The 24,405-nt window shown below is 68.9% G+C and carries 23 protein-coding genes; 14 read left to right on the top strand and 9 right to left on the bottom strand.

Annotation, left to right across the window (positions count from 1 at the left end; all coding sequences use genetic code 11):
- The first annotated feature begins 1 nt into the window (after position 1).
- The 7 genes from nadC to OG226_RS23005 all read left to right on the top strand — a co-directional run bounded on the left by nadC (position 2) and on the right by OG226_RS23005 (position 5,006).
- Complete coding sequence (gene nadC / locus OG226_RS23035) at positions 2-988, top strand: carboxylating nicotinate-nucleotide diphosphorylase (RefSeq protein ID WP_328680483.1); 987 nt, start codon at positions 2-4, stop codon at positions 986-988.
- A gap of 2 nt (positions 989-990) precedes the next feature.
- Positions 991-1,788: a type III pantothenate kinase gene (locus OG226_RS23030; protein WP_200680630.1), complete on the top strand. Its 798-nt coding sequence runs from the start codon at positions 991-993 to the stop codon at positions 1,786-1,788.
- A 735-nt stretch (positions 1,789-2,523) separates the two neighbouring features.
- The gene (locus tag OG226_RS23025; RefSeq protein WP_329353483.1) at positions 2,524-3,141 is read left to right on the top strand and encodes a hypothetical protein; all 618 of its coding nucleotides are present in this window, start codon (positions 2,524-2,526) and stop codon (positions 3,139-3,141) included.
- Positions 3,142-3,189: 48 nt separating this feature from the next.
- Positions 3,190-3,369 (top strand): hypothetical protein, encoded by a 180-nt coding sequence (locus tag OG226_RS23020; protein ID WP_033286119.1) that lies wholly within the window; start codon positions 3,190-3,192, stop codon positions 3,367-3,369.
- A 144-nt stretch (positions 3,370-3,513) separates the two neighbouring features.
- A complete protein-coding gene (locus OG226_RS23015) occupies positions 3,514-3,903 on the top strand; it encodes a BlaI/MecI/CopY family transcriptional regulator (protein ID WP_393751662.1) in 390 nt (129 codons plus the stop codon).
- A 9-nt stretch (positions 3,904-3,912) separates the two neighbouring features.
- The gene (locus tag OG226_RS23010) at positions 3,913-4,446 is read left to right on the top strand and encodes an amino-acid N-acetyltransferase (protein WP_019064250.1); all 534 of its coding nucleotides are present in this window, start codon (positions 3,913-3,915) and stop codon (positions 4,444-4,446) included.
- 224 nt (positions 4,447-4,670) lie between these two features.
- The gene (locus OG226_RS23005) at positions 4,671-5,006 is read left to right on the top strand and encodes a histone-like nucleoid-structuring protein Lsr2 (protein ID WP_033286117.1); all 336 of its coding nucleotides are present in this window, start codon (positions 4,671-4,673) and stop codon (positions 5,004-5,006) included.
- Here OG226_RS23005 and OG226_RS23000 read toward each other — a convergent pair.
- Positions 4,985-5,632, bottom strand: a complete 648-nt coding sequence (locus tag OG226_RS23000) for an SCO3374 family protein (protein ID WP_329349882.1) — start codon at positions 5,630-5,632, stop codon at positions 4,985-4,987. The two genes, OG226_RS23005 and OG226_RS23000, sit on opposite strands and share 22 nt — an antisense overlap.
- A 442-nt stretch (positions 5,633-6,074) precedes the next feature.
- Here OG226_RS23000 and OG226_RS22995 point away from each other — a divergent pair, with 442 nt between their 5' ends.
- Entirely contained in the window at positions 6,075-8,603 is a 2,529-nt protein-coding gene (locus OG226_RS22995; protein WP_019064247.1) for an ATP-dependent Clp protease ATP-binding subunit, read from the top strand.
- 71 nt (positions 8,604-8,674) lie between these two features.
- On the opposite strand, the gene OG226_RS22990 is transcribed toward OG226_RS22995, so the two are convergent.
- Positions 8,675-11,725: an NACHT domain-containing protein gene (locus OG226_RS22990; protein ID WP_329349881.1), complete on the bottom strand. Its 3,051-nt coding sequence runs from the start codon at positions 11,723-11,725 to the stop codon at positions 8,675-8,677.
- A 47-nt stretch (positions 11,726-11,772) separates the two neighbouring features.
- Positions 11,773-12,387, bottom strand: a complete 615-nt coding sequence (locus OG226_RS22985) for an HAD family acid phosphatase (protein ID WP_328680470.1) — start codon at positions 12,385-12,387, stop codon at positions 11,773-11,775.
- A gap of 458 nt (positions 12,388-12,845) precedes the next feature.
- On the opposite strand from OG226_RS22985, the gene OG226_RS22980 reads away from it, so the two are divergent.
- Positions 12,846-13,427: a M23 family metallopeptidase gene (locus OG226_RS22980; RefSeq protein WP_328680468.1), complete on the top strand. Its 582-nt coding sequence runs from the start codon at positions 12,846-12,848 to the stop codon at positions 13,425-13,427.
- Here the strand turns inward: OG226_RS22980 and OG226_RS22975 are convergent.
- A complete protein-coding gene (locus OG226_RS22975) occupies positions 13,424-14,032 on the bottom strand; it encodes a TetR/AcrR family transcriptional regulator (protein WP_328680466.1) in 609 nt (202 codons plus the stop codon). The genes OG226_RS22980 and OG226_RS22975 overlap by 4 nt on opposite strands.
- A 128-nt stretch (positions 14,033-14,160) precedes the next feature.
- Between OG226_RS22975 and OG226_RS22970 the strand changes: the two genes are divergently transcribed.
- The 4 genes from OG226_RS22970 to OG226_RS22955 all read left to right on the top strand — a co-directional run bounded on the left by OG226_RS22970 (position 14,161) and on the right by OG226_RS22955 (position 18,623).
- Positions 14,161-15,771, top strand: coding sequence for an MDR family MFS transporter (locus tag OG226_RS22970; RefSeq protein ID WP_329349880.1), 1,611 nt, complete (start codon positions 14,161-14,163; stop codon positions 15,769-15,771).
- A 1,084-nt stretch (positions 15,772-16,855) separates the two neighbouring features.
- Positions 16,856-17,335 (top strand): helix-turn-helix transcriptional regulator, encoded by a 480-nt coding sequence (locus OG226_RS22965; RefSeq protein WP_329353480.1) that lies wholly within the window; start codon positions 16,856-16,858, stop codon positions 17,333-17,335.
- Positions 17,332-17,766: a VOC family protein gene (locus OG226_RS22960; protein ID WP_329349879.1), complete on the top strand. Its 435-nt coding sequence runs from the start codon at positions 17,332-17,334 to the stop codon at positions 17,764-17,766. The genes OG226_RS22965 and OG226_RS22960 overlap by 4 nt, the downstream gene beginning before the upstream one ends.
- Complete coding sequence (locus tag OG226_RS22955) at positions 17,763-18,623, top strand: class I SAM-dependent methyltransferase (protein ID WP_329349878.1); 861 nt, start codon at positions 17,763-17,765, stop codon at positions 18,621-18,623. The genes OG226_RS22960 and OG226_RS22955 overlap by 4 nt, the downstream gene beginning before the upstream one ends.
- A gap of 41 nt (positions 18,624-18,664) precedes the next feature.
- Here OG226_RS22955 and cseC read toward each other — a convergent pair whose 3' ends face one another.
- From cseC to OG226_RS22930, 5 genes are all read right to left on the bottom strand, one after another.
- Positions 18,665-20,008: a two-component system sensor histidine kinase CseC gene (gene cseC, locus OG226_RS22950; RefSeq protein ID WP_328680458.1), complete on the bottom strand. Its 1,344-nt coding sequence runs from the start codon at positions 20,006-20,008 to the stop codon at positions 18,665-18,667.
- Between the two features lie 8 nt (positions 20,009-20,016).
- A complete protein-coding gene (gene cseB / locus OG226_RS22945; protein ID WP_328680456.1) occupies positions 20,017-20,724 on the bottom strand; it encodes a two-component system response regulator CseB in 708 nt (235 codons plus the stop codon).
- Between the two features lie 124 nt (positions 20,725-20,848).
- The gene (locus tag OG226_RS22940) at positions 20,849-21,565 is read right to left on the bottom strand and encodes a hypothetical protein (protein WP_443044774.1); all 717 of its coding nucleotides are present in this window, start codon (positions 21,563-21,565) and stop codon (positions 20,849-20,851) included.
- A complete protein-coding gene (locus OG226_RS22935) occupies positions 21,553-22,092 on the bottom strand; it encodes a SigE family RNA polymerase sigma factor (RefSeq protein WP_019064956.1) in 540 nt (179 codons plus the stop codon). Before OG226_RS22935 ends, OG226_RS22940 begins: the two co-directional genes overlap by 13 nt.
- A gap of 341 nt (positions 22,093-22,433) precedes the next feature.
- Positions 22,434-23,378, bottom strand: a complete 945-nt coding sequence (locus OG226_RS22930) for an A/G-specific adenine glycosylase (RefSeq protein WP_329349877.1) — start codon at positions 23,376-23,378, stop codon at positions 22,434-22,436.
- Positions 23,379-23,581: 203 nt separating this feature from the next.
- Between OG226_RS22930 and OG226_RS22925 the strand changes: the two genes are divergently transcribed.
- Positions 23,582-24,394, top strand: a complete 813-nt coding sequence (locus OG226_RS22925; protein WP_329349876.1) for a hypothetical protein — start codon at positions 23,582-23,584, stop codon at positions 24,392-24,394.
- Positions 24,395-24,405 lie beyond the last annotated feature (11 nt).

The following is a 24,405-nucleotide window of genomic DNA, read 5'->3' as shown; positions in this document are numbered from 1 at the left end:
AGTGAGCACCCACGACCTTCCCCTCGTCGACAGCGGTGGTTGCGGCGACGGCTGTGCCTGTGGCGCGGGCGACGATGCCGAGGCCGCAGAGTACGCCGTGTGCGGTCTCGACCCCGCGCTCGCCGAGCTTCTGGCCGACGCCGGACTCGACCCCCTGGAGGTCGAGGACATCGCCAATGTCGCCATCCAGGAGGACCTGGCGGGCGGCGTCGACGTCACGACCGTGGCGACCATCCCCGAAGAGGCCGTCGCCACCGCCGACTTCACCGCGCGCGAGGCCGGTGTCGTGGCGGGCCTCAGGGTCGCCGAAGCGGTGGTCTCCGTGGTCTGCACCGACGAGTTCGAGGTCGAGCGGCACGTGGAGGACGGCGATCACGTGGAGGCCGGACAGAAGCTTCTGTCGGTCACCACGCGCACGCGTGACCTGCTGACCGCCGAGCGCAGCGCGCTCAACATCCTGTGCCGCCTCTCCGGCATCGCGACCGCCACGCGCGCGTGGGCCGACGCGCTGGAGGGCACGAAGACGAAGGTCCGCGACACCCGCAAGACGACGCCCGGACTGCGCTCCCTGGAGAAGTACGCGGTCCGCTGCGGCGGTGGCGTCAACCACCGCATGTCGCTCTCGGACGCGGCCCTCGTCAAGGACAACCACGTGGTCGCCGCGGGCGGCGTGGCCCAGGCCTTCAAGGCCGTACGGGAGGCCTTCCCGGACGTGCCGATCGAGGTCGAGGTCGACACCCTGCACCAGCTCCGCGACGTCCTGGACGCCGGCGCCGACCTGATCCTGCTGGACAACTTCACGCCCGGGGAGTGCGCGGAGGCCGTCGGCATCGTGGACGGCCGCGCCGCCCTGGAGGCCTCGGGCCGGCTCACCCTGGACAACGCCAAGGTGTACGCCGACACCGGGGTGGACTACCTCGCCGTTGGAGCCCTGACCCACTCCGCGCCGATCCTGGACATCGGCCTCGACCTCCGTGAGGCGCAGTAGTCATGCTCCTCACGATCGACGTGGGCAACACGCACACCGTCCTCGGCCTGTTCGACGGCGAGGAGATCATCGAGCACTGGCGCATCTCCACGGACGCGCGCCGCACCGCCGACGAACTCGCCGTCCTCCTCCAGGGTCTGATGGGCATGCACCCGCTCCTCGGAGAGGAGCTGGGCGACGGCATCGATGGCATCGCGATCTGCGCCACCGTCCCGTCCGTCCTGCACGAACTGCGCGAGGTCACCCGCCGCTACTACGGCGACGTGCCCGCCGTCCTCGTCGAACCGGGCGTCAAGACGGGCGTCCCGATCCTCACCGACAACCCCAAGGAGGTCGGCGCGGACCGCATCATCAACGCGGTCGCCGCGGTCGAGCTCTACGGCGGCCCCGCGATCGTCGTCGACTTCGGTACGGCGACCACGTTCGACGCGGTCTCCGCGCGCGGGGAGTACATCGGCGGTGTCATCGCCCCCGGTATCGAGATCTCGGTCGAGGCACTCGGCGTCAAGGGCGCCCAACTCCGCAAGATCGAGGTCGCCCGGCCGCGCAGCGTGATCGGCAAGAACACCGTCGAGGCGATGCAGTCGGGCATCGTCTACGGCTTCGCCGGCCAGGTCGACGGCGTCGTCACCCGCATGGCCAAGGAACTGGCCGACGACCCCGAGGACGTCACCGTCATCGCGACCGGCGGCCTGGCCCCGATGGTCCTCGGCGAAGCCTCGGTCATCGACGAACACGAGCCCTGGCTGACACTGATCGGCCTGCGACTGGTCTACGAGAGGAACGTCTCGCGGATGTGACGCGGCACCGGGGCGCCGGACGAGGCTGCCTGGTGGCGGGCGGCGCCCCGCTCCCGCCGGTGTCCTCCAGGCGCCCACGAGGTACCGGCGCCGTTTGTGCCCACCGGGTGCCGTCGCGCTTGACGACGGCCGCCGGGCTCGACGGAGCCGTATGACTGGCGGGTGAGCGCCCTGTCGGCGTCGCTCAAGCGCGCGCTTACGCAGGGTGGGTGTTGCTTGCTCCCATGGGGTGTCCTCGTGTCCGACGGCGGCTGCTGGGGCGAGATGAAGCCGTCGCTCAGGGCGGGCAGCTTCCCACCGCGCTGGCCTGGCTCACGTGCGCCCGAGGGTGTCGCCGCAGTTTCCGTCCGCCGAGGGGGCCGCCGCCCCGTGGGCATCGCCCCGGCACGCGCCAACGGGCAGCGCCCGCCGCTTCCGCCCACAGGGTGTCGCCGTTGACAGCTCTGCCGCGTTGGCGAGGGCCGTGATACCGCCGGGCCCACACCCCGCCCCTGGGCGTCACTCAGACACGCCCCTGTAAGGAGCCCCGCCGCCTCCACCCCCAGCAGGACACCGTCGGGCCCGACGGAGCCTTAGTGCCGGGCCCCAGTGCGCTCGCCCTGCCCCGCGCGCGGCGGAGCCCCCGCCGCCAGCCCCCGAGCGAAATCCCCGCGCCACACCCACCCCCTATGTCGAATTTGTCTGATTAGCGCGTATCGTCGGCGCATGCCCACGCCATACGGATCCCGCGGCGGCATGGCGTTCGGTGCGGAGGAGCTGCGTGTGCTCCGTCGCGCTCTCGCCCTTGCCCTTCAGCCCAGAACCGCCTCGGCCGAGGACGTCCAGGACTGTCTTCGGCTCGCCGAATCGCTCGACGAGGCGGTACGCGAGGGGGTTCGGCTGCGTGCCTTTCTGGTAGCCGACCTCGCCCGGTACCGCGCCGCCCTGCCCGGCACCACCGCCGGTTACCTCACGCTCCTGGAGGAGGCGCTCGGCGCCGGCTACCGCCCGGACGTCGACGACCTGTCCGCGTTGAGAGCGCTGCGTGGGAACCCCTCCGCCGCCCTTCTCCTGGACCGCTGTCTCACTCTCGCCGAACAGGACGTACGCGCGCGCCTGGCCCGCCGTACGACCGCCAGGGCCGTCGCCCCGACCGTCCCCGCCTCGCGCACCCGTCTCCTGGCGCTCCCCGGAGGCCTCTCCGGAGAGGCCGCCAACGAGCCCGTGCGCAAGCCCGTTGAGCGGCCCGCGCCGGCACCCTCGCCCTCGGAGCCGAAGCCGTCCCGGCCCATCCCCACCCCCGGCGAGGTCTTCCCCCGGCGCAAACCGGCACCGCCTCCCGCGAACCCGTCGGAGCAACTCGCCGCCGGCTGAACCGACCCCGCCCCGTCCTCCCGGGGGCCCGTGGCTACTCTGGAGGGCATGGACTATGTCTCCGCGCTCGTGCCCCCGGTCGTCATGGCCGTGTTCTTCATCGGACTGATCCGGGTCATCGTGAAGACCCAGGGCGGGGCCATGAAGGCCAAGGAGGACGCGGCCGTCGACGCCGCCATCGCGCGCGCGGAGAGCGCCCGCCAGGCCTCTTCGGCCGCCGACGCCTGAACCTTCCGTTTTCCGCGGCGCCTTCCAGGGCGTACGACTCCCGCACGCGCACGCGTGCTTTCCGAGTCGTACGCCCTTTTTGTTCCTTTTCCACTATGGTTCTGAGCTGTGCCTCGCCCATTGGGAGAACTCGAAGACTCGGTCATGACGCGGGTGTGGAAGTGGAACCGCCCGGTGACCGTTCGAGAAGTCCTGGAAGACCTTCAGCGGGAACGGTCCATCGCGTACACCACGGTGATGACCGTTTTGGACAATCTCCATCAGAAGGGCTGGGTGCGTCGTGAGGCGGAAGGCCGGGCCTATCGATATGAGGCGGTCTCCACACGGGCCGCCTACTCCGCCGCCCTGATGAACGACGCCTGGTCCCAGAGCGACAACCCCGCGGCCGCTCTCGTCGCCTTCTTCGGGATGATGAGCGACGAACAGCGTGAGGCCCTCCGCAGCGCCGTACGCATCGTCCAGGGACCGGAAACACCCGAACCCGCGGATGGCGTCCAGAACCCCGGCTCCGCACCCTCGGGCGGCGGGCGATAGCGTCCGCTCATGTCAGCAGAGCACCCCGAAGTCACCGCGAAAGCCATCACCGTCCGGCGGGCCCGGACCGGCGATGTCGAGGCGGTGCGCCGACTCCTTGACGCCTACGTCCGCGGTCGCATCCTGCTCGACAAAGCGACGGTGACTCTTTACGAGGACATCCAGGAGTTCTGGGTCGCCGAGCGGGACGACAACGCCGAGGTCGTCGGCTGCGGGGCACTGCATGTCATGTGGGAAGACCTCGCGGAAGTCCGCACTCTCGCGGTGAAGCCCGGCTTGAAGGGTGCCGGTGTGGGCCATCAGTTGCTGGAGAAGTTGCTGCACACGGCTCGCTGGCTGGGCGTTCGTCGCGTTTTCTGTCTCACCTTCGAAGTGGACTTCTTCTCGAAGCACGGCTTCGTGGAGATCGGTGAGACACCTGTCGACACCGATGTCTACGCGGAGCTGTTGCGTTCCTATGACGAGGGCGTGGCGGAGTTCCTCGGTCTCGAACGAGTGAAACCGAACACCTTGGGCAACAGCCGGATGCTTCTGCATCTGTGATCGCGGCCCCCAATTCTGCCGGGTCGCCCTGCCCAGGTTCCCTATGTCCGAAACGCGCATCTTTCTGGGCGATGGAGGTCGCTCGGTCTCTCCCAGGGGTTTGTGTTTTTCCAGCAAAAGCGGTTTGCTTTCCGACGTACTGCAGTACTGCATATAACAGGGGACGGCGAAACGGCGGACGCCGCAGACCCCAGACCCGCAAGTAATCGATGAAAGGAAATCCGGTGGCACAGAAGGTTCAGGTCCTTCTTGTCGATGACCTCGACGGCGGCGAGGCGGACGAGACGGTGACGTTCGCGCTGGACGGCAAGACGTACGAGATCGATCTCACCACCGCGAATGCGGACAAGCTCCGTGGACTTCTCGACGCTTACGTGAAGGGTGGGCGCCGTACCGGTGGCCGCGCTTCGGGTGGTCGTGGAAAGGCACGCGCCGCAACCGGTGGCAGCCAGGACACCGCGCAGATTCGCGCGTGGGCCAAGGAGAACGGCCACGACGTGAACGACCGCGGCCGTGTTCCGGCGGCCATTCGCGAGGCCTACGAGAAGGCCAACGGCTGAGCGCACGAGCGCCGCAGCCGTACCCGGTGGCACTGTGTGGCCACCGTGTCCACAAGTCGTACGAGATCAGGGGCGCGCCCAACGCCCCCCACGGCCGGCATTGTCGGCAGCGAGGCCTCGACCTCGCACCCCGGCTCGGGGGGTCGCAGCCATACGGCGGCCCCCTGCAAGGGACGCGGACCGCCCGCGGGGAGCGGTTGCGCCTTTGCGATCCCCGAGCCCGGCAGCGGCGCCCCCGCGGGCCTCGCCCCGGGGAACGGCGGCGCCTCCATGTGCCCGCCCTCGCCGAGCGCCACCAGATCCAGCGCCGGCGCCAGAGCGCCCCACTCCAGCCAGTCCAGCAGCCCCGGAAGTTCCTCCGCGCTGCCCGCGGCCACCAGCAGCCGCATCCGGTCGCCCCGTACGGCCACCGGAGAGCTGGGCCCCAGCCGCCACAGCGCCGCGACACCGGCCTCGACCGGCACGTCCAGGACGTCGAAACGCAGGCCCGTGACGAGCCGTAGCGGCTCTCCGGGCACCGTGCGCCACCCCAGTTCGTTCTCGTACCAGTGCCGCTGCCGGTCGTCCGGATCCAGCGGGCGGCGGGGGAGCGGGACCGTGCCGGGAGGGGGGACTGTGCGAACCATGCCAAGAGCAACCGCCGAAGCGGGCCGGGAGTTACGCTGGGTGGTCCAACGAATGCGCTGGGTACTGGAAACGGGGGCGTTCGGGGGTGCGGCGCGGCGCAAGGTTGTTCGCCCGTAGCGGAGGGAACCGGTGCGAACGGCATGGAGTGTCAGTCCGTACGGGTAAGACAATCCCTAGTGGGAGGGGGCGACACGCAGAAAAGGGCGTCTCACGTTCGCCATCGGCGTACTCATGGTGAGGGTAACTGCCTGGCCTGCGGGAACATCGTCTCGCACCATCAGGTTGGAGCAGATGTCGGCGTTCGGGTTCAGGAGGCAGTGTTGGTTCTCGGTCCGGTGTCGGCAGTTGGAATGAGCGGTCCCCGCTTGCGGGACTAAGCTGCGGAAGGACAGGGAGGGGAGCGTCCCCTTACTGCCTGACCGCTCTGAGGAGCGATTAACGATGTTCGAGAGGTTCACCGACCGCGCGCGGCGGGTTGTCGTCCTGGCTCAGGAAGAAGCCCGGATGCTCAACCACAACTACATCGGCACCGAGCACATCCTCCTGGGCCTGATCCACGAGGGTGAGGGTGTCGCCGCAAAGGCCCTGGAGAGCCTCGGCATTTCGCTTGAGGCGGTCCGCCAGCAGGTTGAGGAGATCATCGGACAGGGCCAGCAGGCTCCGTCCGGTCACATCCCCTTCACTCCCCGAGCCAAGAAGGTCCTGGAGCTCTCGCTCCGCGAGGCCCTTCAGCTGGGCCACAACTACATCGGCACGGAGCACATCCTGCTCGGCCTGATCCGTGAGGGCGAGGGCGTCGCCGCCCAGGTCCTGGTCAAGCTGGGCGCTGATCTCAACCGTGTGCGGCAGCAGGTGATCCAGCTGCTCTCCGGTTACCAGGGCAAGGAGACCGCCACCGCCGGCGGCCCTGCGGAGGGCACCCCCTCGACGTCCCTGGTCCTCGACCAGTTCGGCCGGAACCTCACCCAGGCCGCTCGTGAGTCCAAGCTCGACCCGGTCATCGGGCGCGAGAAGGAGATCGAGCGGGTCATGCAGGTCCTGTCCCGCCGTACGAAGAACAACCCGGTCCTGATCGGTGAGCCCGGCGTCGGCAAGACCGCCGTCGTCGAGGGCCTCGCCCAGGCCATCGTCAAGGGCGAGGTGCCCGAGACCCTCAAGGACAAGCACCTCTACACCCTGGACCTCGGCGCGCTGGTCGCCGGCTCCCGCTACCGCGGTGACTTCGAGGAGCGCCTGAAGAAGGTCCTCAAGGAGATCCGCACCCGCGGCGACATCATCCTGTTCATCGACGAGCTGCACACGCTGGTCGGTGCGGGTGCCGCCGAGGGCGCCATCGACGCCGCTTCGATCCTGAAGCCGATGCTGGCCCGCGGTGAGCTCCAGACCATCGGTGCGACGACCCTGGACGAGTACCGCAAGCACCTGGAGAAGGACGCGGCCCTTGAGCGCCGCTTCCAGCCCATCCAGGTCGCGGAGCCGTCCCTGCCGCACACCATCGAGATCCTCAAGGGCCTGCGCGACCGCTACGAGGCGCACCACCGTGTCTCCATCACGGACGAGGCCCTCGTCCAGGCCGCCACGCTGGCCGACCGGTACATCTCGGACCGCTTCCTGCCGGACAAGGCGATCGACCTGATCGACGAGGCCGGCTCCCGGATGCGCATCCGCCGGATGACCGCGCCGCCGGACCTGCGCGAGTTCGACGAGAAGATCGCCGGCGTCCGCCGCGACAAGGAGTCCGCGATCGACTCGCAGGACTTCGAGAAGGCCGCCTCCCTCCGCGACAAGGAGAAGCAACTCCTGGCCGCCAAGGCCAAGCGGGAGAAGGAGTGGAAGGCCGGCGACATGGACGTCGTCGCCGAGGTCGACGGCGAGCTGATCGCCGAGGTCCTCGCGACCGCCACCGGCATTCCGGTCTTCAAGCTCACCGAAGAGGAGTCCTCCCGGCTCCTCCGCATGGAGGACGAGCTCCACAAGCGGGTCATCGGCCAGAAGGACGCCGTCAAGGCGCTCTCGAAGGCGATCCGTCGTACGCGTGCGGGCCTCAAGGACCCGAAGCGTCCCGGTGGTTCGTTCATCTTCGCCGGCCCGTCCGGTGTCGGTAAGACCGAGCTGTCCAAGGCGCTCGCCGAGTTCCTCTTCGGTGACGAGGACGCGCTGATCTCCCTCGATATGTCGGAGTTCAGCGAGAAGCACACAGTGTCGCGGCTCTTCGGTTCGCCCCCCGGATACGTGGGCTACGAAGAGGGCGGCCAGCTCACGGAGAAGGTCCGTCGCAAGCCGTTCTCGGTCGTCCTCTTCGACGAGGTCGAGAAGGCCCACCCGGACATCTTCAACAGCCTTCTCCAGATCCTGGAGGACGGTCGTCTGACCGACTCCCAGGGCCGGGTCGTGGACTTCAAGAACACGGTCATCATCATGACGACCAACCTTGGAACCCGTGACATCTCGAAGGGCTTCAACCTGGGCTTCGCGGCCACGGGTGACACGAAGTCCAACTACGAGCGCATGAAGAACAAGGTCTCGGACGAGCTCAAGCAGCACTTCCGCCCCGAGTTCCTCAACCGTGTCGACGACGTCGTCGTCTTCCCGCAGCTCACGCAGGAGGACATCCTCAAGATCGTCGACCTGATGGTCGGCAAGGTGGACGAGCGCCTCAAGGACCGGGACATGGGCATCGAGCTCTCCTCGGCCGCGAAGGAGCTCCTCTCCAAGAAGGGGTACGACCCGGTGCTGGGCGCGCGTCCGCTGCGGCGCACGATCCAGCGCGAGATCGAGGACACGCTCTCGGAGAAGATCCTCTTCGGCGAGCTGCGTCCCGGTCACATCGTGGTCGTGGACGTCGAGGGCGAGGGTGACGCGAAGACCTTCACCTTCCGGGGTGAGGAGAAGTCGGCGCTTCCCGATGTGCCGCCGATCGAGGATGCCGCCGCCGGTGGCGCGGGTCCGAATTTGAGCAAGGAGGCGTAAGGCTCAGCGGTTTGGGTTTTACGGCTGGGAAAGGGGTCGGTGCCTTTTGGGCACCGGCCCCTTTGCCGTTGTCAGGACTCATGCACGGTGATCTCGACGTCCGGGAAGAGCCCTGTATAGCGGTCCACCGGAATCGGTTGGCCGTTGTCATCCGCGAGGGTCAGCGAACGCAGCCCGGGCAGTCGTGGCACCAGGGCTGAAAGGTCCTCGGCGGTGCGCATCGAGTTCACCGACAGCGCTTCGATGCCGGGTAGCTCAGGCATGGTGTGGATCGAGTGGGGGAAGTTCCGGATGATCCCCGCGTTCAGGTGAAGGTGGGTCAGTTCCGGCAGTGCAGCGACCTCCTGCCAGTCGGCGTTCGTCAGCTCGGTGGCGAGTGGACCGAGGCTGAGTGAGCGCAGTCCGGACCAGTGTCGTAGCCCGCGCAGGCCTGTGTTGTCGGTGCTGTTTCGGCCGAGGAATAGGGTTTCCAGCGGCGAGAGGACCGGCAGCACGTCGGTGAGTTCGGTGCCCGGCAGCTCCTGGGTGAGGGTGAGGCGGCGGATCGACGGCAGCACACGCAGTCCGGTCACGTCGCCGACGCCGTTGCAGCTGAGGTGGGTGAGGGACAGTGATGAGAGCTGGTTCAGCCCTTCCGCCGGGCAGTACGACAGCCACAGCTCACGGAGCGAGTCGAACCCGAGCAGGGCGCCGACATCGGTGAGAAGTGGGTTGTCCCTGAGCTCCAGCTTCGTCACGGTCCCCGGCGTTGGCACAGCGGCCAGAATCTCCTCGGCCTGGTGCGGGCCGAGGAAGGACAGGCAGTACCAGGGCCGCATCCGGGCGATGGCCGAACGATGCTCGGCCGACTTGCACGTGAGGAAGAGCTCCGTCCTTTCCAGATGGTCCAGAACCTCGGCCGCGTACTCCGCGGTGTCGAACCGGTCCCAGGTACCCGCCAGTTGACGTCGTACGTCGATATGCGGGTGTCCTCGGAAGCGCCGTAGCACCGTGAGTGAGCCCTCTGGTTCCTCCGCACCCAGGCGCGAGGCAGTGACCGTGACGTTCTTGGCCTCCTCGTCCGTGAGTCCCTCCGGGCCGGGCAACAGCTCCAGCACCAGCGGCCCCGCCTCCACCAGGGTCTTCGCCTCTTCCGCCGTACGGGGCGGGATCAGCGCGGCAGCCTGCGACTCGACTGCCGCCCGAGTTCCTGGATCCAGGGTCGTGGCATGTTCCAGGCAGGCCAGCGCCAGCAGGGTCAGCCTGGGGGTGTTTCGGGACAGCAACCGCCTCAGCAGACGGGCCCGTTCCCGGGGCCGTGCATGTGCCACTGCCAGCCGGATCATGTCCTCCCACTGAGTGTCGTCCGCATGACTGGTGAGGACGTCGAGATGCCCCTCTTCCACCGCGTACCGGGCCCCCAGATAGTCCTGGAAAGTCCGGTGTACGAAGTCCATGACGCCCTCGGCGGGTTGGCGCAGCAGGCCGCTCCGCAGCAGCAGGCGTCGCAGCACCGTCTCTGCGTCGCCCTGCCCCGCAGCCGAGGCCACCGTCGGCAGACAGCGGTCCACGATGTCCTCCGCCGAGCCGAGTCCCATCTCCGTGCGACCGCTCAACACCAGCGCGTACGCGAGCCGTTGTAGTAACTCCCGCTGCGCCTCCTCGCCCAGTTCTACCTCCCCCGGCGACCTCATCCCCCGCTCCAGGTCCCGCCGAGCCAGCAGCATCGTCAGAGCCGCGTCGTACAACTCCTTGCGACCCGTGGGGAGATAGCCCCTCCGTTCCCTGTGCAGGGCGCAAATCAGCCCGCACATGAGGGGGTTGGTGGCTAGCCGCGCCAAGTCCCGTTTCGTGCGCAGGGAGTCCAGGAGTGGGCCCTCGTACTCCGGGGCCTGTGCCGCCGTGTGCCAGCGCTCGACGAAGGTCTTCACCTCCGGGCGGCGCATCGGAGCGAGAGTCAGTTCGCGGAAGCCCTCCCCTGCCAGCCAGTCGGGGCGGACTGCCGTGGGCCGGGAGGTGAGGAGCCAGCGGTTGCCCGGGAAGGCTCGGATCAGGGACAGGAGCCAGTCGCGGGTGCGGTGGCGGTCGGCCGAGGGGATTTCGTCCAGGCCGTCGACCAGGACCAGGGCTCGGCCGGCGGTCAGGACGCGTTCCGTCCAGCCCTCGGGTGGGGTGTGGGGGCAGTCGGTGGAGGACAGGAAGGCTGCGGGGGACGGGAGTTGGCCGGCTCGGATGAGGGTGCGCAGGGGGAGGACGTACGGGATGCGGTCGCCGTCCCGTGCCGCCGTCACCGCCAGCCACTGCACCAGCGTCGTCTTGCCGGAACCCGCGTCGCCGCGCAGCAGGACCCGGTCGTGGGTCGACAGGGCTTCCTCGGCGGGGAGTTGGACGGTGAAGGAGGCGCCGGGGTGTTCGTCGGGGAGGTGGCGTTCCTCTGTCGCCGTTGCCTCCAGGCTCAGGTACGCGACCTCCAGGGGCCAGCGGTCCGGGGAGTCGTGGAGGTCGATGCCGTAGATGGTGATGTGGTTGTGGCGCTCGGCGACGTACGGGAGGTAGCGGCGTTCGAAGGTGCGGTCCTGGGAGCCGGGACGGGGGCTGCGCGCCATCAACTCGTCGATGCGGGCGATCAGTTCGGCCTGGGTGCGGGTCTGTTCCACCAGGGTGCGGGCTACGAAGGTGGAGCGGCGGGTGAAGAACTCCAGGATCTGGAGGCAGGCCCACTCGGTGGCGTTGCCGAGGAAGTAGCGGGCGTCGGTGGAGAGTCCGGCGGGGGCGGGGGTGCCGTACTCCAACTTCCGTGCCAGTTCCCGGTGTCCGAGTCGTACGGCCTGGACGTCGTCCATGTCCAGGTCGCCGAGGGCGAGCAGGCGGCGGGCCAACGCGTCGGCCACGGCGGTCTGTTCGTCGGGTGGGAAGGGGGCCTCGCCGGGGGAGTCCACCGCCCGCGCGACCAGGTGGGCGGCGAGCTTGTGGACGTCCTTCTCCGTCAGGGTGCGTTTCTCGCCCTTGAAGGAGACGAGGGAGGAGAGGCGGACCGGTCTGTCGACCAGGCCCGCACCGGGGGCGGCGGGCACGAACAGCTTCTTCAGCAGCGGTGTGATCAGGCCTGACGCCAACTTGCCACCGAGTACCGCGGGCTCCATCCGCCGCCCCACCCCCGTCGTCGCGCGAACGGACGGAGCCTAACGTCTTACGACAACTGGCCGTCGTAGTCCGGCAGTTTGAAGGTCTGCTCGGCGTGGCCGCCCGACAGGTCGGTGGCGCTGTTGCCGATGTTCGCGATGATCGTGTAGCCCTTGTTCTCGATCGCGGTGCGCTGGGCCGTCTTGTAGTCGGCGACGTCCTTGAAGAGGTCGAAGAGGCCGCGTGCGTAGAGGCCGTCGACGTCGTAGCCGTCGTGTTCGAGGTTGTACTCGGTCGGCAGGTAGATGATGCCGGGGCGGGCGGTGACGAAGAACAGTGAGACGCCGTGCTCCTGGGCGTACTCGGCGACCGCGAGGACCGGCTTGTTGGCGGGCTGCGGCCAGCTGAAGCCGAAGTCGGTCTCCAGGGTGGTGTTGTCGATGTCGAAGACGATCGCCTGCTTCTCGCCCGGTTTCGTGGCCGCGATGCGCTGCTTCAGATAGGGCAGGGCCTGGTTCATCACCGTCTGGCAGTCGGCCTGCCAGGTGGCGTAGTCGACGGTCTCGGCGGCCGTGGTGCCGGTCGTCGTCGCGGCTTCTGCGGGGACGGTCAGCGTCGCGAGGGCGGCCGCGGTCACGGTGACTGTGGCAGTACGGCGGGCCCAGGGGCGTCGTCTCGTCATGGGGGTGGGGGTTCCTCTCACGTCGGTGCGCTGCCGGTCGGTGCAGAAGGCATGGTCGCGGGCGAGGGTGGCGTGAGGGGAACCGTAAGGTTACTGAACGGTAGGTGTATAGAGGTCTGCGCCACATTTCCGCGCCCGGCGATCATCCCCGCCGGTGACAAGCCGCACAGGCGATTCGGCCCCTACTAGGGGAGGTAGTCGTACGCCTCGATCGGGGCAAAAAGGACTTTTTTCTTCGGATTCATGGAACCGAATGACCGATTTCGCCCTCCAGGGGGCTGAATCGGGATGGATGGGTGCTCTGTCAAGAAGTCTGAAGTTTTGTGGTGAAGTACTAGGTTCCGTCGTAGAAGAGGGGTTTGGGGGTCCGCGAGGTCCGGGGTTACCAATGAACGTGCCGTCCGGCGGCCGTATGCGTGCCGGGTGGTTTTTCTGTCCCCGTCCCCCGTGAGGTTTCGATGTTCCAGCGCGCCACGTCCCGTTCTTCCCGTACGTCTTCGCTCCGTACCCGTGTGGCCGTCATGGCCGTCGGACTGGGGGCCACCGCCGTGCTGGGGACCGGGGTCGCCAGCGCCGCCTCCTCGACCGTCGCGCCGAAGGCCGTCAGTGCGAAGGTCGCCGCCTCCTGGGTCGACCCGGTGAAGAAGTACACGCTGTCCGCGAGCTTCGCCCAGGCCGGCAGCATGTGGCAGTCCACCCACAGCGGGCAGGACTTCGCCGTGGCCAGCGGTACCAACGTGGTCGCCGCGCACGGCGGGACCGTCGTCAAGGCCGGCGGCAACGGCGCGGGTGACGGTGCCGCGTACGGCAACGCCATCGTCATCAAGCACGGCAACGGCACGTACTCCCAGTACGCCCACCTCTCGCGCATCGACGTGCGGGTCGGCCAGGTCGTCAGCACCGGTCAGCACATCGCGCGGTCCGGCAGCACCGGCAACTCCAGCGGTCCCCACCTGCACTTCGAGATCCGTACGACCGCCAACTACGGCTCGGCCATAGACCCGGTCGCGTTCCTGCGCGGCAAGGGTGTGTCCGTCTAGGACCCGTCCTGAGCGGGCGCCGTGCCCGCGTGGGCCTGCGTGATCATGTCGGTGGCGACCTCCAGGACGGCCTTGCGCTTGTCCTCGGGGTCGCCTTCGAGGTCCTGCACGGCGAACATGCCGGCGTGCAGCGTGAAGATCGCGCTGAGCGAACGCACCTGGTCGACCAGGCTCGACTCCGGGTCGATGACGATCTCCCGCAGACCGCTCATGCGCTCCTTGAAGCGCTCGCCGATGCGCAGGTCCCGTACCGTCGCCTGGTTCTCCTGCATGAAGCGGAACAGCGGGGTCGCGCCGTCGAGCGCGACGGCGTAGCGCCGTACGATCTCCTGCTTGGTCTCCAGGGTGTGGGGCTGGCCGCGGCCCCACTCGATCAGGTCTTCGATCGGCTTCGTCAGATCCTCGAAGATGCCGACGAGGATCTCTTCCTTGGTCTTGAAGTGGTAGTAGAGCGCCGCCTTCGTGACGTCCAGGTGCTCGGCGATCTCGCGCAGCGAGGTCTTCTCGTAGCCCTGCTCGGCGAAGAGTTCGAGCGCGACGTCCTGGATGCGCTGGCGGGTGTCTCCGCGACGCTGCCGCTTGGTGCCGTCCATGGTGCCGCCCATTCGTTTCATGCTCCAGCAAACTTACTTGACGCCCGGCTAGTTACGGGTCTACTTTCCCTGAGTGTAGTCAACTAGCCGGGCGGCAAGTAAGTAGCCGGACGGTAGCGGTATCAAGGGGAGTGGGAAAGATGGCGGACACACAGACGGTCGAGGCCGGGCCAGGGGCGCCCGGGTCAGAGGTGGACGGCAAACAGCCGAAGAGCGTGCGGGTCGTCCTGCTCGCGCTGATGATCACGATGATGCTCGCGATGCTCGACAACATGATCGTGGGTACGGCCATGCCGACGATCGTCGGTGAGCTGGGCGGGCTGGAGCACCTGTCGTGGGTCGTGACCGCGTACACGCTCGCCACGGCCAGCTCGACGCCCCTGTGGGGCAAGCTCGGTGACATGTACGGGCGCAAGGGCGCCTTCATGACGTCGATCGTGATCTTCCTGGCCGGTTCCGCGCTGAGCGGTATGGCGCAGGACATGGGGCAGTTGATCGGTTTCCGGGCCATTCAGGGGCTCGGCGCCGGTGGTCTGATGGTCGGCGTCATGGCGATCATCGGCGACCTCATCCCGCCGCGTGAGCGGGGCAAGTACCAGGGCATGATGGCCGGCGTCATGGCGCTCGCGATGATCGGCGGCCCGCTGGTCGGCGGCACCATCACCGACAACTGGGGCTGGCGCTGGTCCTTCTACATCAACCTGCCGCTCGGTGTCGTCGCGCTGGCCGCGATCAGTGCGGTGCTGCACCTGCCGAAGAAGCGGTCGGAGGCGCGGATCGACTACCTGGGTGCCGGGTTGCTGACCGTCGGCATCACCTCGATCGTGCTCGTCACCACGTGGGGCGGTTCGCAGTACGACTGGACGTCCGCGCGGATCATGGAACTCATCGGGCTCGGTGTGGCCGCGCTCGTCGGGTTCGTGTTCTGGCAGACCAAGGCGGCCGAGCCGGTCGTACCGCTGCACATCTTCCGCAGCCGGAACTTCACGCTGATGGCGATCATCGGGTTCATCACCGGGTTCGTGATGTTCGGTGCGACGCTGTTCCTGCCGCTGTACCAGCAGTCCGTGCAGGGCGCGTCCGCCACGAACTCCGGGCTGCTGCTTCTGCCGATGCTCGGCGCGATGCTCGTGACCTCGATGGTCGCGGGGCGGGTGACCACCAACACCGGTAAGTACAAGGTGTTTCCGGTGGTCGGCAGTGTGCTGATGGTGGTCGGGCTGTATCTGCTGTCGACCATGGACACCGACACGACCCGGTTCATGTCCGGTGTGTTCATGGCCGTCGTCGGGCTCGGCATGGGCTGCCTGATGCAGATCACCATGCTGGTCGCGCAGAACAGTGTGCAGATGAAGGACATGGGTGTCGCGTCCTCCACCAGCACCCTGTCCCGGACGCTCGGGTCGTCGTTCGGTGTCGCCATCATGGGGGCGCTGTTCAACAACCGGGTGCAGGACGTCATGACCGAGCGGGCGGGTGCGCTGGGGTCCAAGGTGACCGAGCAGTCCGCGACGCTCAACGCGGCGAGTCTGGCGAAGCTGCCGGCGGTGGCTCGGGAGGCGTATCAGCACGCGGTGTCCTCGGGGGTCCACTCCGCGTTCCTGCTGGGGGCGATCGTCGCTGTCGTCGCGCTGGTGGCCGCGGTGTTCGTGAAGGAGGTTCCGCTGAAGGGCGCGGGGCCGAAGTCTGACGGTGCGCGCGACGAGGATGCGGGAGCGGTGGCGCCGGCGTCGATCGTCGAGGCTGTGTGATGCGCCGCCAGTGAGCTGGAGGTCCCCCGGTTGGTGTCCGCCCTGGGGGGCCTTCTTTTTGTGTGGGGGTGGGGGTGCCGCTGCGGGTGCGGGTGTGGGTGCCGGTGTGGGGCGGGCGTTGGGTTGTGCGTTCGGCTGCCGGGCCGTTGCCGGGGGCTCTGCCCCCGGGCCCCCGTTCGGCCCTGAAGGGGCCTCGTCCTCAAACGCCGGACGGGCTGATTTTGTCGGCCTGTGCTGGAGGGGCTGTGTTGGAGGGGTGCTGGGCGGGCTGATTTTGCGGGGCCGTGTTGGGTGGTGCCGGAGCGGTTGGGTTTTGCGGCCGGTGTCGGGGAGTGCCGGAGCGGTTGGGTTTTGCGGGCCGGTACCGGCGAGTGCCGGGCGGCCGGTGTGGCCGGTCGGTGTCGACAGACCCTGGGTCGGGCTGGGTTGGGCTGGCCTGGGTTGGGTGGATCGGCGTCGCTGAGCTTCGGGTCGGTCGGGTCGGTCGGACTCCTGTCACCGCACCCCGGGTCGGGTCGGGCTGGGTTGGGTGGATCGGCGTCGCTGAGCTTCGGGTCGGTCGGGCCGGTCGGACTCCAGTCACCGCACCCCGGGTCGGGTCTGGTCGGGCTGGGTTGGGTTGGGTGGATCGGCGTCGCTGAGCCTCGGGTTGGTCGGGTCAGTCGGACGTGTCACCACACCCCGGGTGGGTCGGACTCCCGTCACCACGCCTCGGAGCGACCGGGGCAGTCGGATCTGGCACCACCGCCGGAGCGGCCGGGTTGGTCGGATCGGTCACCCCTCAGAGCGGTCGGGTCAGTCGGACCCTGTGGCAACACCCCGGAACGGTCGGGTCAGTCGGACGTGTCACCACACCCCGGGTTGGTCGGACCCCCGTCACCACGCCTCGGAGCGCCAGGTCTCTCGGTCTGTAGGACGTGTCACCACACCCCGGAGCGCCAGGTCTATCGGTCTGTCGGACCCGTCGCAACGCCCCGGAGCGGTGAAGTCTCTCGGACCTGTAACCACCCCCCCCAGAGCCGTCGGATTCATCGGCCCGGTGTCGATGTCAGTGCCGCGTGCCACCATCGGGGGCATGGACAAAATGCGGCAGTTGCGTCTTGCCAAGGACGCCATGGATCGTGACTGGGCCGAGTCGGAGCTCGACCTGGGAGCGGTGGCTGCGCATGCCGGGTATTCGCGGTACCACTTCATCCGGGCCTTCAAGGAGGCGTACGGGGAGACGCCCGGGCAGTATCTGACGCATCGGCGGATCGAGCGGGCCGAGGAGATGCTTCGTAGCGCCGATCTGTCGGTGACGGAGATCTGCAATCTGGTCGGGTTCAGCAGCCTCGGTACGTTCTCGGCGCGGTTCAAGGCGCGGACCGGGCTGACGCCGAGTGAGTACCGGGCCAAGCATGTGGGGCGTGGGGCCGCGCTCATCCCAGGGTGTTACGCGATGCTCTGGGCCGGCGGTTTCCCCAGCGCAACTTTGAAGAAGCGTCGTGATGTCCGTCCTGCCTACGGTGATGAGCAGGAAGCCGGTTCGACATCAACCTCGTTCGACAGGAGTGCGGAGTCATGATCCAAGGCTTGGGCATCGCCACCGTGTGGACCTTCGACCAGCAGCGCACGAAGGCCTTCTTCACCGAGAAACTCGACTTCGAGATCCGCGACGACATCTCGATGGGCGACATGCGGTGGGTCACCGTGGGCGCCAAGAACCAGCCCGAGGTCGCGCTCACGCTGATGAGCCTGGACGGGCCGGGCCTCGACCCCGAGTCCGCCGAGGCGCTGAAGAAGCTGATCAGCAAGGGGGTGCTGGGTGCCGGGGCGTTCACCACCGATGACTGCCGCGGTGATCACGCGACCTTCAAGGCGCGCGGGGTCGAGTTCCTCCAGGAGCCGACCGAGCGGCCGTACGGCATCGAGGCGATCTTCCGCGACGACAGCGGCAACTGGTACTCGCTGACCGAGCGCAGCGCGGAACTGGACTTCTCGAAGGACTTCGGATGACCCGGGAGCAGCCGGTGGCCGAGGTCGAGCCGGACCACACGGCGGTGCGGGTCGCGCTGTGGCGGGCCCTGCACGTCCAGGCCGATCCGCCGCCGCATGTCATCGAGGACGAGGTCGGACTGCGGCTCGCGGACCCCGGGGACGACTGGCGGGAGCGTCCCGACATGGACGTCGAGGCCACGCGCCGGGTCCGTGCGTCGATCGTGGCGCGGGCGCGCTTCGTCGAGGACGTGGTGGAGGAGCAGGCCGGGAGGGGTGTGGGGCAGTACGTCATCCTCGGCGCCGGTCTCGACACCTTCGCCCAGCGGCGGCCCGAACTCGGCGCGAAACTCCGGGTGTTCGAGGTCGAGCAGCCCGGCACGCAGGCCTGGAAGCGGCGGCGGCTGACGGAACTGGGGTACGACATCCCGGACTGGCTGCGCTTCGTACCGGTCGACTTCGAGGGCGACTGGTGGGGGCAGCTGGCCGCCGCCGGTCTCGACACCGGGCGCCCCGCCGTGGTGGCCGCGACCGGCGTGACCATGTACCTCACCCTGGACGCGATCACCACCATGTTCCGCCGGGTCGCGAGCCTCGCCCCGGGCTCCACCCTGGTCACCACGTTCCTACGACCCGTGGACGACGTGGAGCCGGAACAGCGCGCGCAGTTGGAGGTCGCGATGCGGGGGGCCCGGGCCGCGGGCACCCCGTTCCTGAGCTTCTTCACCCCGGAACAGATGCTGGCGCTGGGGCGCGAGTGCGGGTTCCGGGACGTGCGGCATGTGCCCGCCGTCGAGCTTGCGGAGCGGTATTTCGGGGGCCGGGTGGAGGGGGCCGCGCCGTCTCGGGGGGAGGAGGTGATGGTGGGGAGTACGTGAGGGGGCTGGTGTCAGAGGTCCCGAGCAGCCCCCTGAAAGTCCTACGGCAACATCGGATAGCTTCCCGTACTGGTAGGCGCGTGCTCCGGCAGCCACAACACCGCCACCGCCCCCTCCGCCGGGATGTGGTCCGGTGCACCCGCGGGGCGGACGTTGCGGAAGGTCAGGCGGGCGCCGAGGACGCGGGCCTGGCCGGCGGCGATGGTCAGGCCCAGGCCGTGGCCGTGGCCCGCGCGGTCCTTGCTGCCGGTGCGGAAGCGGCTCGGGCCCTCCGCGAGGAGTTCCTCGGGAAAGCCGGGGCCGTGGTCGCGGACGCGGATGACCCGGCCCTCCACCGAGACCTCGATCGGCGGTTTGCCGTGGCGGGCCGCGTTGGCGAGCAGGTTGAACAGGACGCGTTCCAGGCGGCGCGGGTCCGTCGTCACCTCCGACTCGTGCACGACGTGCACCACCGCGTCCGGGTCCTTCGCGAGCACCCGGCGGCTCACGAAGTCGCCCAGCATGAGGTCCTGCAACTCGGCCCGCTCGGACGCCCCGTCGAGCCGGGCGACCTCCAGCACGTCCTCGACCAGCGTGCGCATCGCCTTCGCCCGGTCCAGGACCAGTTCCGTCGGGCGGCCCGGGGGGAGCAGCTCGGCCGCGGTCAGCAGGCCCGTCACCGGGGTGCGCAGTTCGTGTGCGATGTCCGCGGTGACCCGGCGTTCGGCCTCAAGTCGTTGTTGCAGCGCGTCCGTCATCGCGTCCACCGCGCGCGCGAGGTCGTCGGTCTCGTCCCGTACGACACCGCCGATCGCGTCCCGCACCCGTACGTCCGTCTCGCCCTTGGCGACCTGGTTCGCCGCGGCCGCCGCCTTGCGCAGCCGGCGCGAGAGCTGGCCGCCGATCAGGACACCGAGCGCGCTGCCGCCGAGCACGGCCGCGATCGAGCCGATCACCAGGGCCTGGTCGAGATCCTTGAGGATGTCCGTGCTGCGGTCGGTGAACCCGGTGTGCAGGGACATGACGTGACCGTCCTTGAGCGGTACGGCCGCCCAGATGTCCGGCACCCCGTGCGGCCGGTCGGTGACGTACGTCGCCCGGCGGCCCTCCCCGACCTTCTCGCGCAGCGCCGGCGGCAGACGCGGGTCGTCGATCTTGATGCTGGGGAAGTTCGGCCGCCCGGACAGTTCGTAGTTGCGCTGCGCGATCTGGACGCGCTCGTCCGCGAGGTCGCGCGCGTTGTCCAGCATCGAGACCCGGGCAGCGTTGTGCACGACCAGGCTGAGCGCGATCGCGACCAGCGTGCCGACCAGCGCGATGGCCGCGCTGAGCTTCCATCTCAGTCCGGTACGGATGCCCGCTCTGTCCATGAACGACGGGACCCTGCGCCGTGAATTCCCCCGCATACCCCTGCTCAGGCCTTCAACTTGTAGCCGAAGCCGCGGACCGTCTCGATCCGGTCCTGGCCGATCTTCGTCCGCAGCCGCTGCACATGGACGTCCACGACCCGGGTGTCACCGCCCCAGCCGTAGTCCCACACCCGCTCCAGCAGCTTGTCGCGGGACAGCACCGTGCCCGGCGCCGACGAGAACTCCAGCAGCAGCCGCATCTCGGTCGGCGTCAGCGCCACCGGCTGCCCGGCCCGGCGCACCTCCATGCCCTCGGTGTCGATCTCCAGATCGCCGAAGGTCAGCACCCCGCCGCCTTCCGGGGCCGCCTCCGCGTCCGTCGTACGGTCGCTGCCGCTCGCGTGTCCGAAACGGCGGAGCACCGCGCGGATGCGGGCTACCAGGACGGCGCCGTCGAAGGGTTTGGTGACGTAGTCGTCGGCCCCGGCTTCCAGGCCCAACACCACGTCGATCGAGTCCGCGCGCGCCGACAGCATGATCACCGGGACCGTCGAATCGTCCCGGATACGGCGGCACAGGCTCACCCCGTCCAGGCCCGGGACCATCACGTCCAGCAGCGCGATGTCGGGGCGGTCGGCCCGGAACGCCTCCAGGCCCGACAGCCCGTCGGGCATGGCGGTGACCACGAAGCCGTCCCGCTCCAGGGCGAGTTGGGTGGCCTCGCGGATGACGTCGTCGTCCTCGACGAACAGGACGTGGGTCTGGTCTGCCATCCCGGTGCTCTCAGTCCTCGTGTGGGTCGTTCTCAAGCATGGGACGCCTGGGACGGCGTCCGCGTTCACTGAAGCATCGGATCGGGGCGGCCGATCGGTTCTGTCCCGACCGGTTCGGTTCCGTTCAGTTCTTGCTCGGAGCGGGCGAGGCGTCGCCCCCGACCGCGTTGCTGTACTCGTTGTGGGTGCTGTACTCCTGGGCGAAACGGCCCGACGTCCAGCGGTACGTGATCACGTTCTCCCCGGAGGGACTCGACACCGGGTCGCCCTTCTCGTACACCTGCTTGGTGACGACCAGATCGCCGCGGTCTATCTCCGCGTAGACCGGGGGTTCCTCGGCCTTGAACACATTCTCGTACGTCCCGCCCGTGTCGCGATACACATACGAGCCGATCCCCACCGCATCGCCGCAGGTCATCACGTTGACGACGACATCGTTCGCGGTGCCGCCGGTCAGCACGCCGTACGACACGTCGACCGCGTACTCGTCGGCGACGCACGGCTTCAGCTCGTGCTTGACCGCCGCCGAGACCTTCGGGTCGTCCATGACGAGCTTGACCGCGTTCACGTGGTCGTCGGCGGTCGCGGAGGGGGTGGGAGCGGACGCCTCCGCGACACCCGCCACCGAGTCGGAGTGCGCCGGGCCCTCGTCACGGGCGCCGGTGCCGCCCGTGGCGCAGCCGGACACCAACAGGGCGAGGGCGGCGAGCACGGCCATCGCCGTGAACGCCGCCTCCAAGCTCCCGCGCACCCGCCCGGGCCCGGCGGTCGCCCTCGGGCCCGACCCCGGGGGGTCGTGGCTCGGGCCGGGCCCAGGGGTGTCGCCGCTCAGGCCGCGCAACGCTCCCGCTCCTCACGCTCCAGCGCGCGTGCGTCCAGGTCGCGGGCCTCCAGCTCCTCCCGGAGCCGGGCGAGCGCCCGGTGCAGCGTGCTCTTGACCGTACCGGCCGACATGCCCAGGGCGGCGGCCGTCTCTTCGGTGGACATCTGCTCCCAGTGTCGCAGGACGACCACACTGCGCTGCTTCGGAGCGAGAACTTTCATGATGTCCATAAGAAGCGCCCGGTCCGCGTGCTGCTCGGTCGCGTCGTCGACGCTCGCGTCCGGCAGCTGCTCGGTGGGGACCTCTTCCAGCTTGCGGGCCCGCCACCACTCGGTCCGGGTGTTGATCATGACGCGGCGCAGGTACGCGTCCGCGAGGCGCTTGTCCTCGATGGTCTCCCAGCGGCCGTACGTCCGTACCAGCGCCGTCTGGAGCAGGTCCTGGGCGTCGACCGGGTCCGGCACCAGCCGGCGGGCGCTGCGCAGCAGCGCGTCCTGTCGGGTGCGGACGTACTCCTCGAATTCGAGCACCTCGCCCTGCGCCATGATCAACCGCCTCCATCCCCGTTTCCGACCCGCCTGCTGCCGGTTGTCCTCTGCTGCTGTCCCGCCGGTCTGCGGTACACAAATGAAGTTACGGAGGGGTTGTCACGGCACTGTGCGGAGCAGCCTGCGGAGAGCGCTCGGCTGTCCGTCGGTTGTGTAACGGAAGTAGGTCCGGGGTAAGGGGGGTGGGTTGTTGGTGTAGTTATGGGGTGTTTTGCCTGGCGGGGTGGGTGTGCGGGAGTGTTGCAAGAGCTTGGTGTGGGCTGTGGGGCGGGTCGGGGCGGGGGCTCAGTCTGTGAAGTGACCGTGCGTCAGGTCGTGACGGGCTGTGTCCGGTTGTTTCAGGCTCGGGTCGCGGGGAGTTGGTACAGGCCGTCCGGGAGGGGTTCGACGAGGCCGTCGGACACCAGGCCGTCCAGGGCCCTCGCTCGCTGCACCGGCTCGTGCCACACGCGGTCGAGCGCGGACTGGGGGACGGGGGTGTGCGCTTCGCGCAGTACGGCCAGGAGCTTGCCGCGGACCTGGCGGTCCGTGCCCGCGTACGTCTGGCCCTTGCGGGCCGGGCCCTCGTGTTCCGGCTTGCCGGCGAGGTTCCAGGCGCACTGGGCGGAGATGGGGCAGCGGTGGCACGTCTCGTTCTTCGCGGTGCAGACGAGTGCGCCGAGTTCCATGGACGCGGCGGCCCAGCGGGCCGCGGTGTCGTCGTCCTGGGGGAGCAGCGCGCGGGCCAGCTTGCGTTCGGCTGCGGTCGTGGCGTTCGGGGGGTACTGGGTGCCGGTGACCGCGCGCGCGAAGACCCGGCGGACGTTCGTGTCCAGGACTGCGTGGCGCTGGCCGTAGGCGAAGGACGCGACCGCGGCCGCCGTGTACTCGCCGATGCCGGGGAGCGCGAGGAGCTGGGCGTGATCGGTGGGGACGTCGCCGCCGTGGCGTTCCGTTATGGCGGTGGCGGCGCCGTGCAGGCGCAGCGCGCGGCGGGGGTAGCCGAGGCGGCCCCAGGCGCGGACGGCTTCGCCGGGGGCGTCCTGGGCGAGGTCGGCGGGGCGGGGCCAGCGGGCGAGCCACTGTTCGTAGACCGGGAGGACGCGGTTGACCGGGGTCTGCTGGAGCATGAACTCGCTGACCATCACGCCCCAGGGGCCGGCGTCGGGGTGGCGCCAGGGGAGGTCGCGGGCGTTGTCCTCGAACCAGTCGATGACGGGGGTGTGGAGGTGGACACCTCCGTTCTCTCCTCCGTCCGGTGTGGTGGCGGATGTGGCGTGCGGGGGTTTCGTGGGCGCAGTCATGGCGTTCCGATCCTGCCACGGCCGGTGGGGGGTCGGGGCTGCGCCGTACCGCCACGACCCGCTCCCGGTTCGTAGCGGCTGCGGGCTCGTAATCCATCCCGGGCCATTCCAGGCGGGGTTGCCGGAATGATGATCCGGAAAAGTTGGGGCGGGGGCGGCGGGTGGGGCGAGGTAACTCGCCGATCTCTCGTACAGTTTGCGCCGTGGGATCACTGCGCAATCCGGTCGGGCCGCTTCCCTCCTCCATCTATTGGCGACGGAGGGTCCTCATGGTGTCCGTGGTCGCCTTGTTGGCGCTGCTGATCACCTGGATCGTCAACTCCGGTGGCGGGGGCGGCAAGAACGGTGCCGATGGGGCGAAGAACGGAAAGACTCCCGCTCCTACGATCACTGCCGGGCCGTCGGGATCCGGTCCCGCCATCAGTCAACACCCGGGTGGCCGCGATGACTCGGGCGGCGGAAGCGGTGGAAGCTCCGGGAGTGGTAGTGGGGATGGGTCCGCCTCCGGTGGGTCGAGTGCCGGGTCCGGTGGTGGTGACGGTGGTGGCAGTGGGTCCGGTGGGTCCAACGGCGGTAGTAGTACGGGGACCACGGTTCCTGCCGACTCGACGCTTCCCAACTGCACCGCCGGCGCTGTGCAGTTGAGTCTGCGGAGTCTGCACAACTCGTACTCGCCGGATCAGACGCCGACGTTCGTGCTCACCGCCAAGAACTCCTCCGGCAGTGACTGCAAGGTCGATCTCGGGCCCAAGAGCGCTGTGTTGACCATTACGGAGGCGGGGGGCAGCGCTGACTTCTGGTCCTCGGCCGACTGCCCGAAGAGCGCCGGGAGTGTCTACTACCGGGTGTCCGCCGGCAGCGACGTCATGTACACCCTGAAGTGGGACCGCAAGCCGAGTGCGCCCGAGTGCGCCACTCCGGCCGCTGGTTCGGCCGGGGCCGGGACCTATCTGGTGGAGGCACAGGCCTCCGGGTTCGCCAAGGCGCAGACCTCGTTCGTACTGGCCAGCGACTAGGGGCAGTTGGG

The sequence above is a fragment of the Streptomyces sp. NBC_01261 genome, assembly GCF_036226385.1.
GTDB lineage: Bacteria > Actinomycetota > Actinomycetes > Streptomycetales > Streptomycetaceae > Streptomyces.
This window is presented reverse-complemented; position numbering and strand designations above follow the sequence as displayed.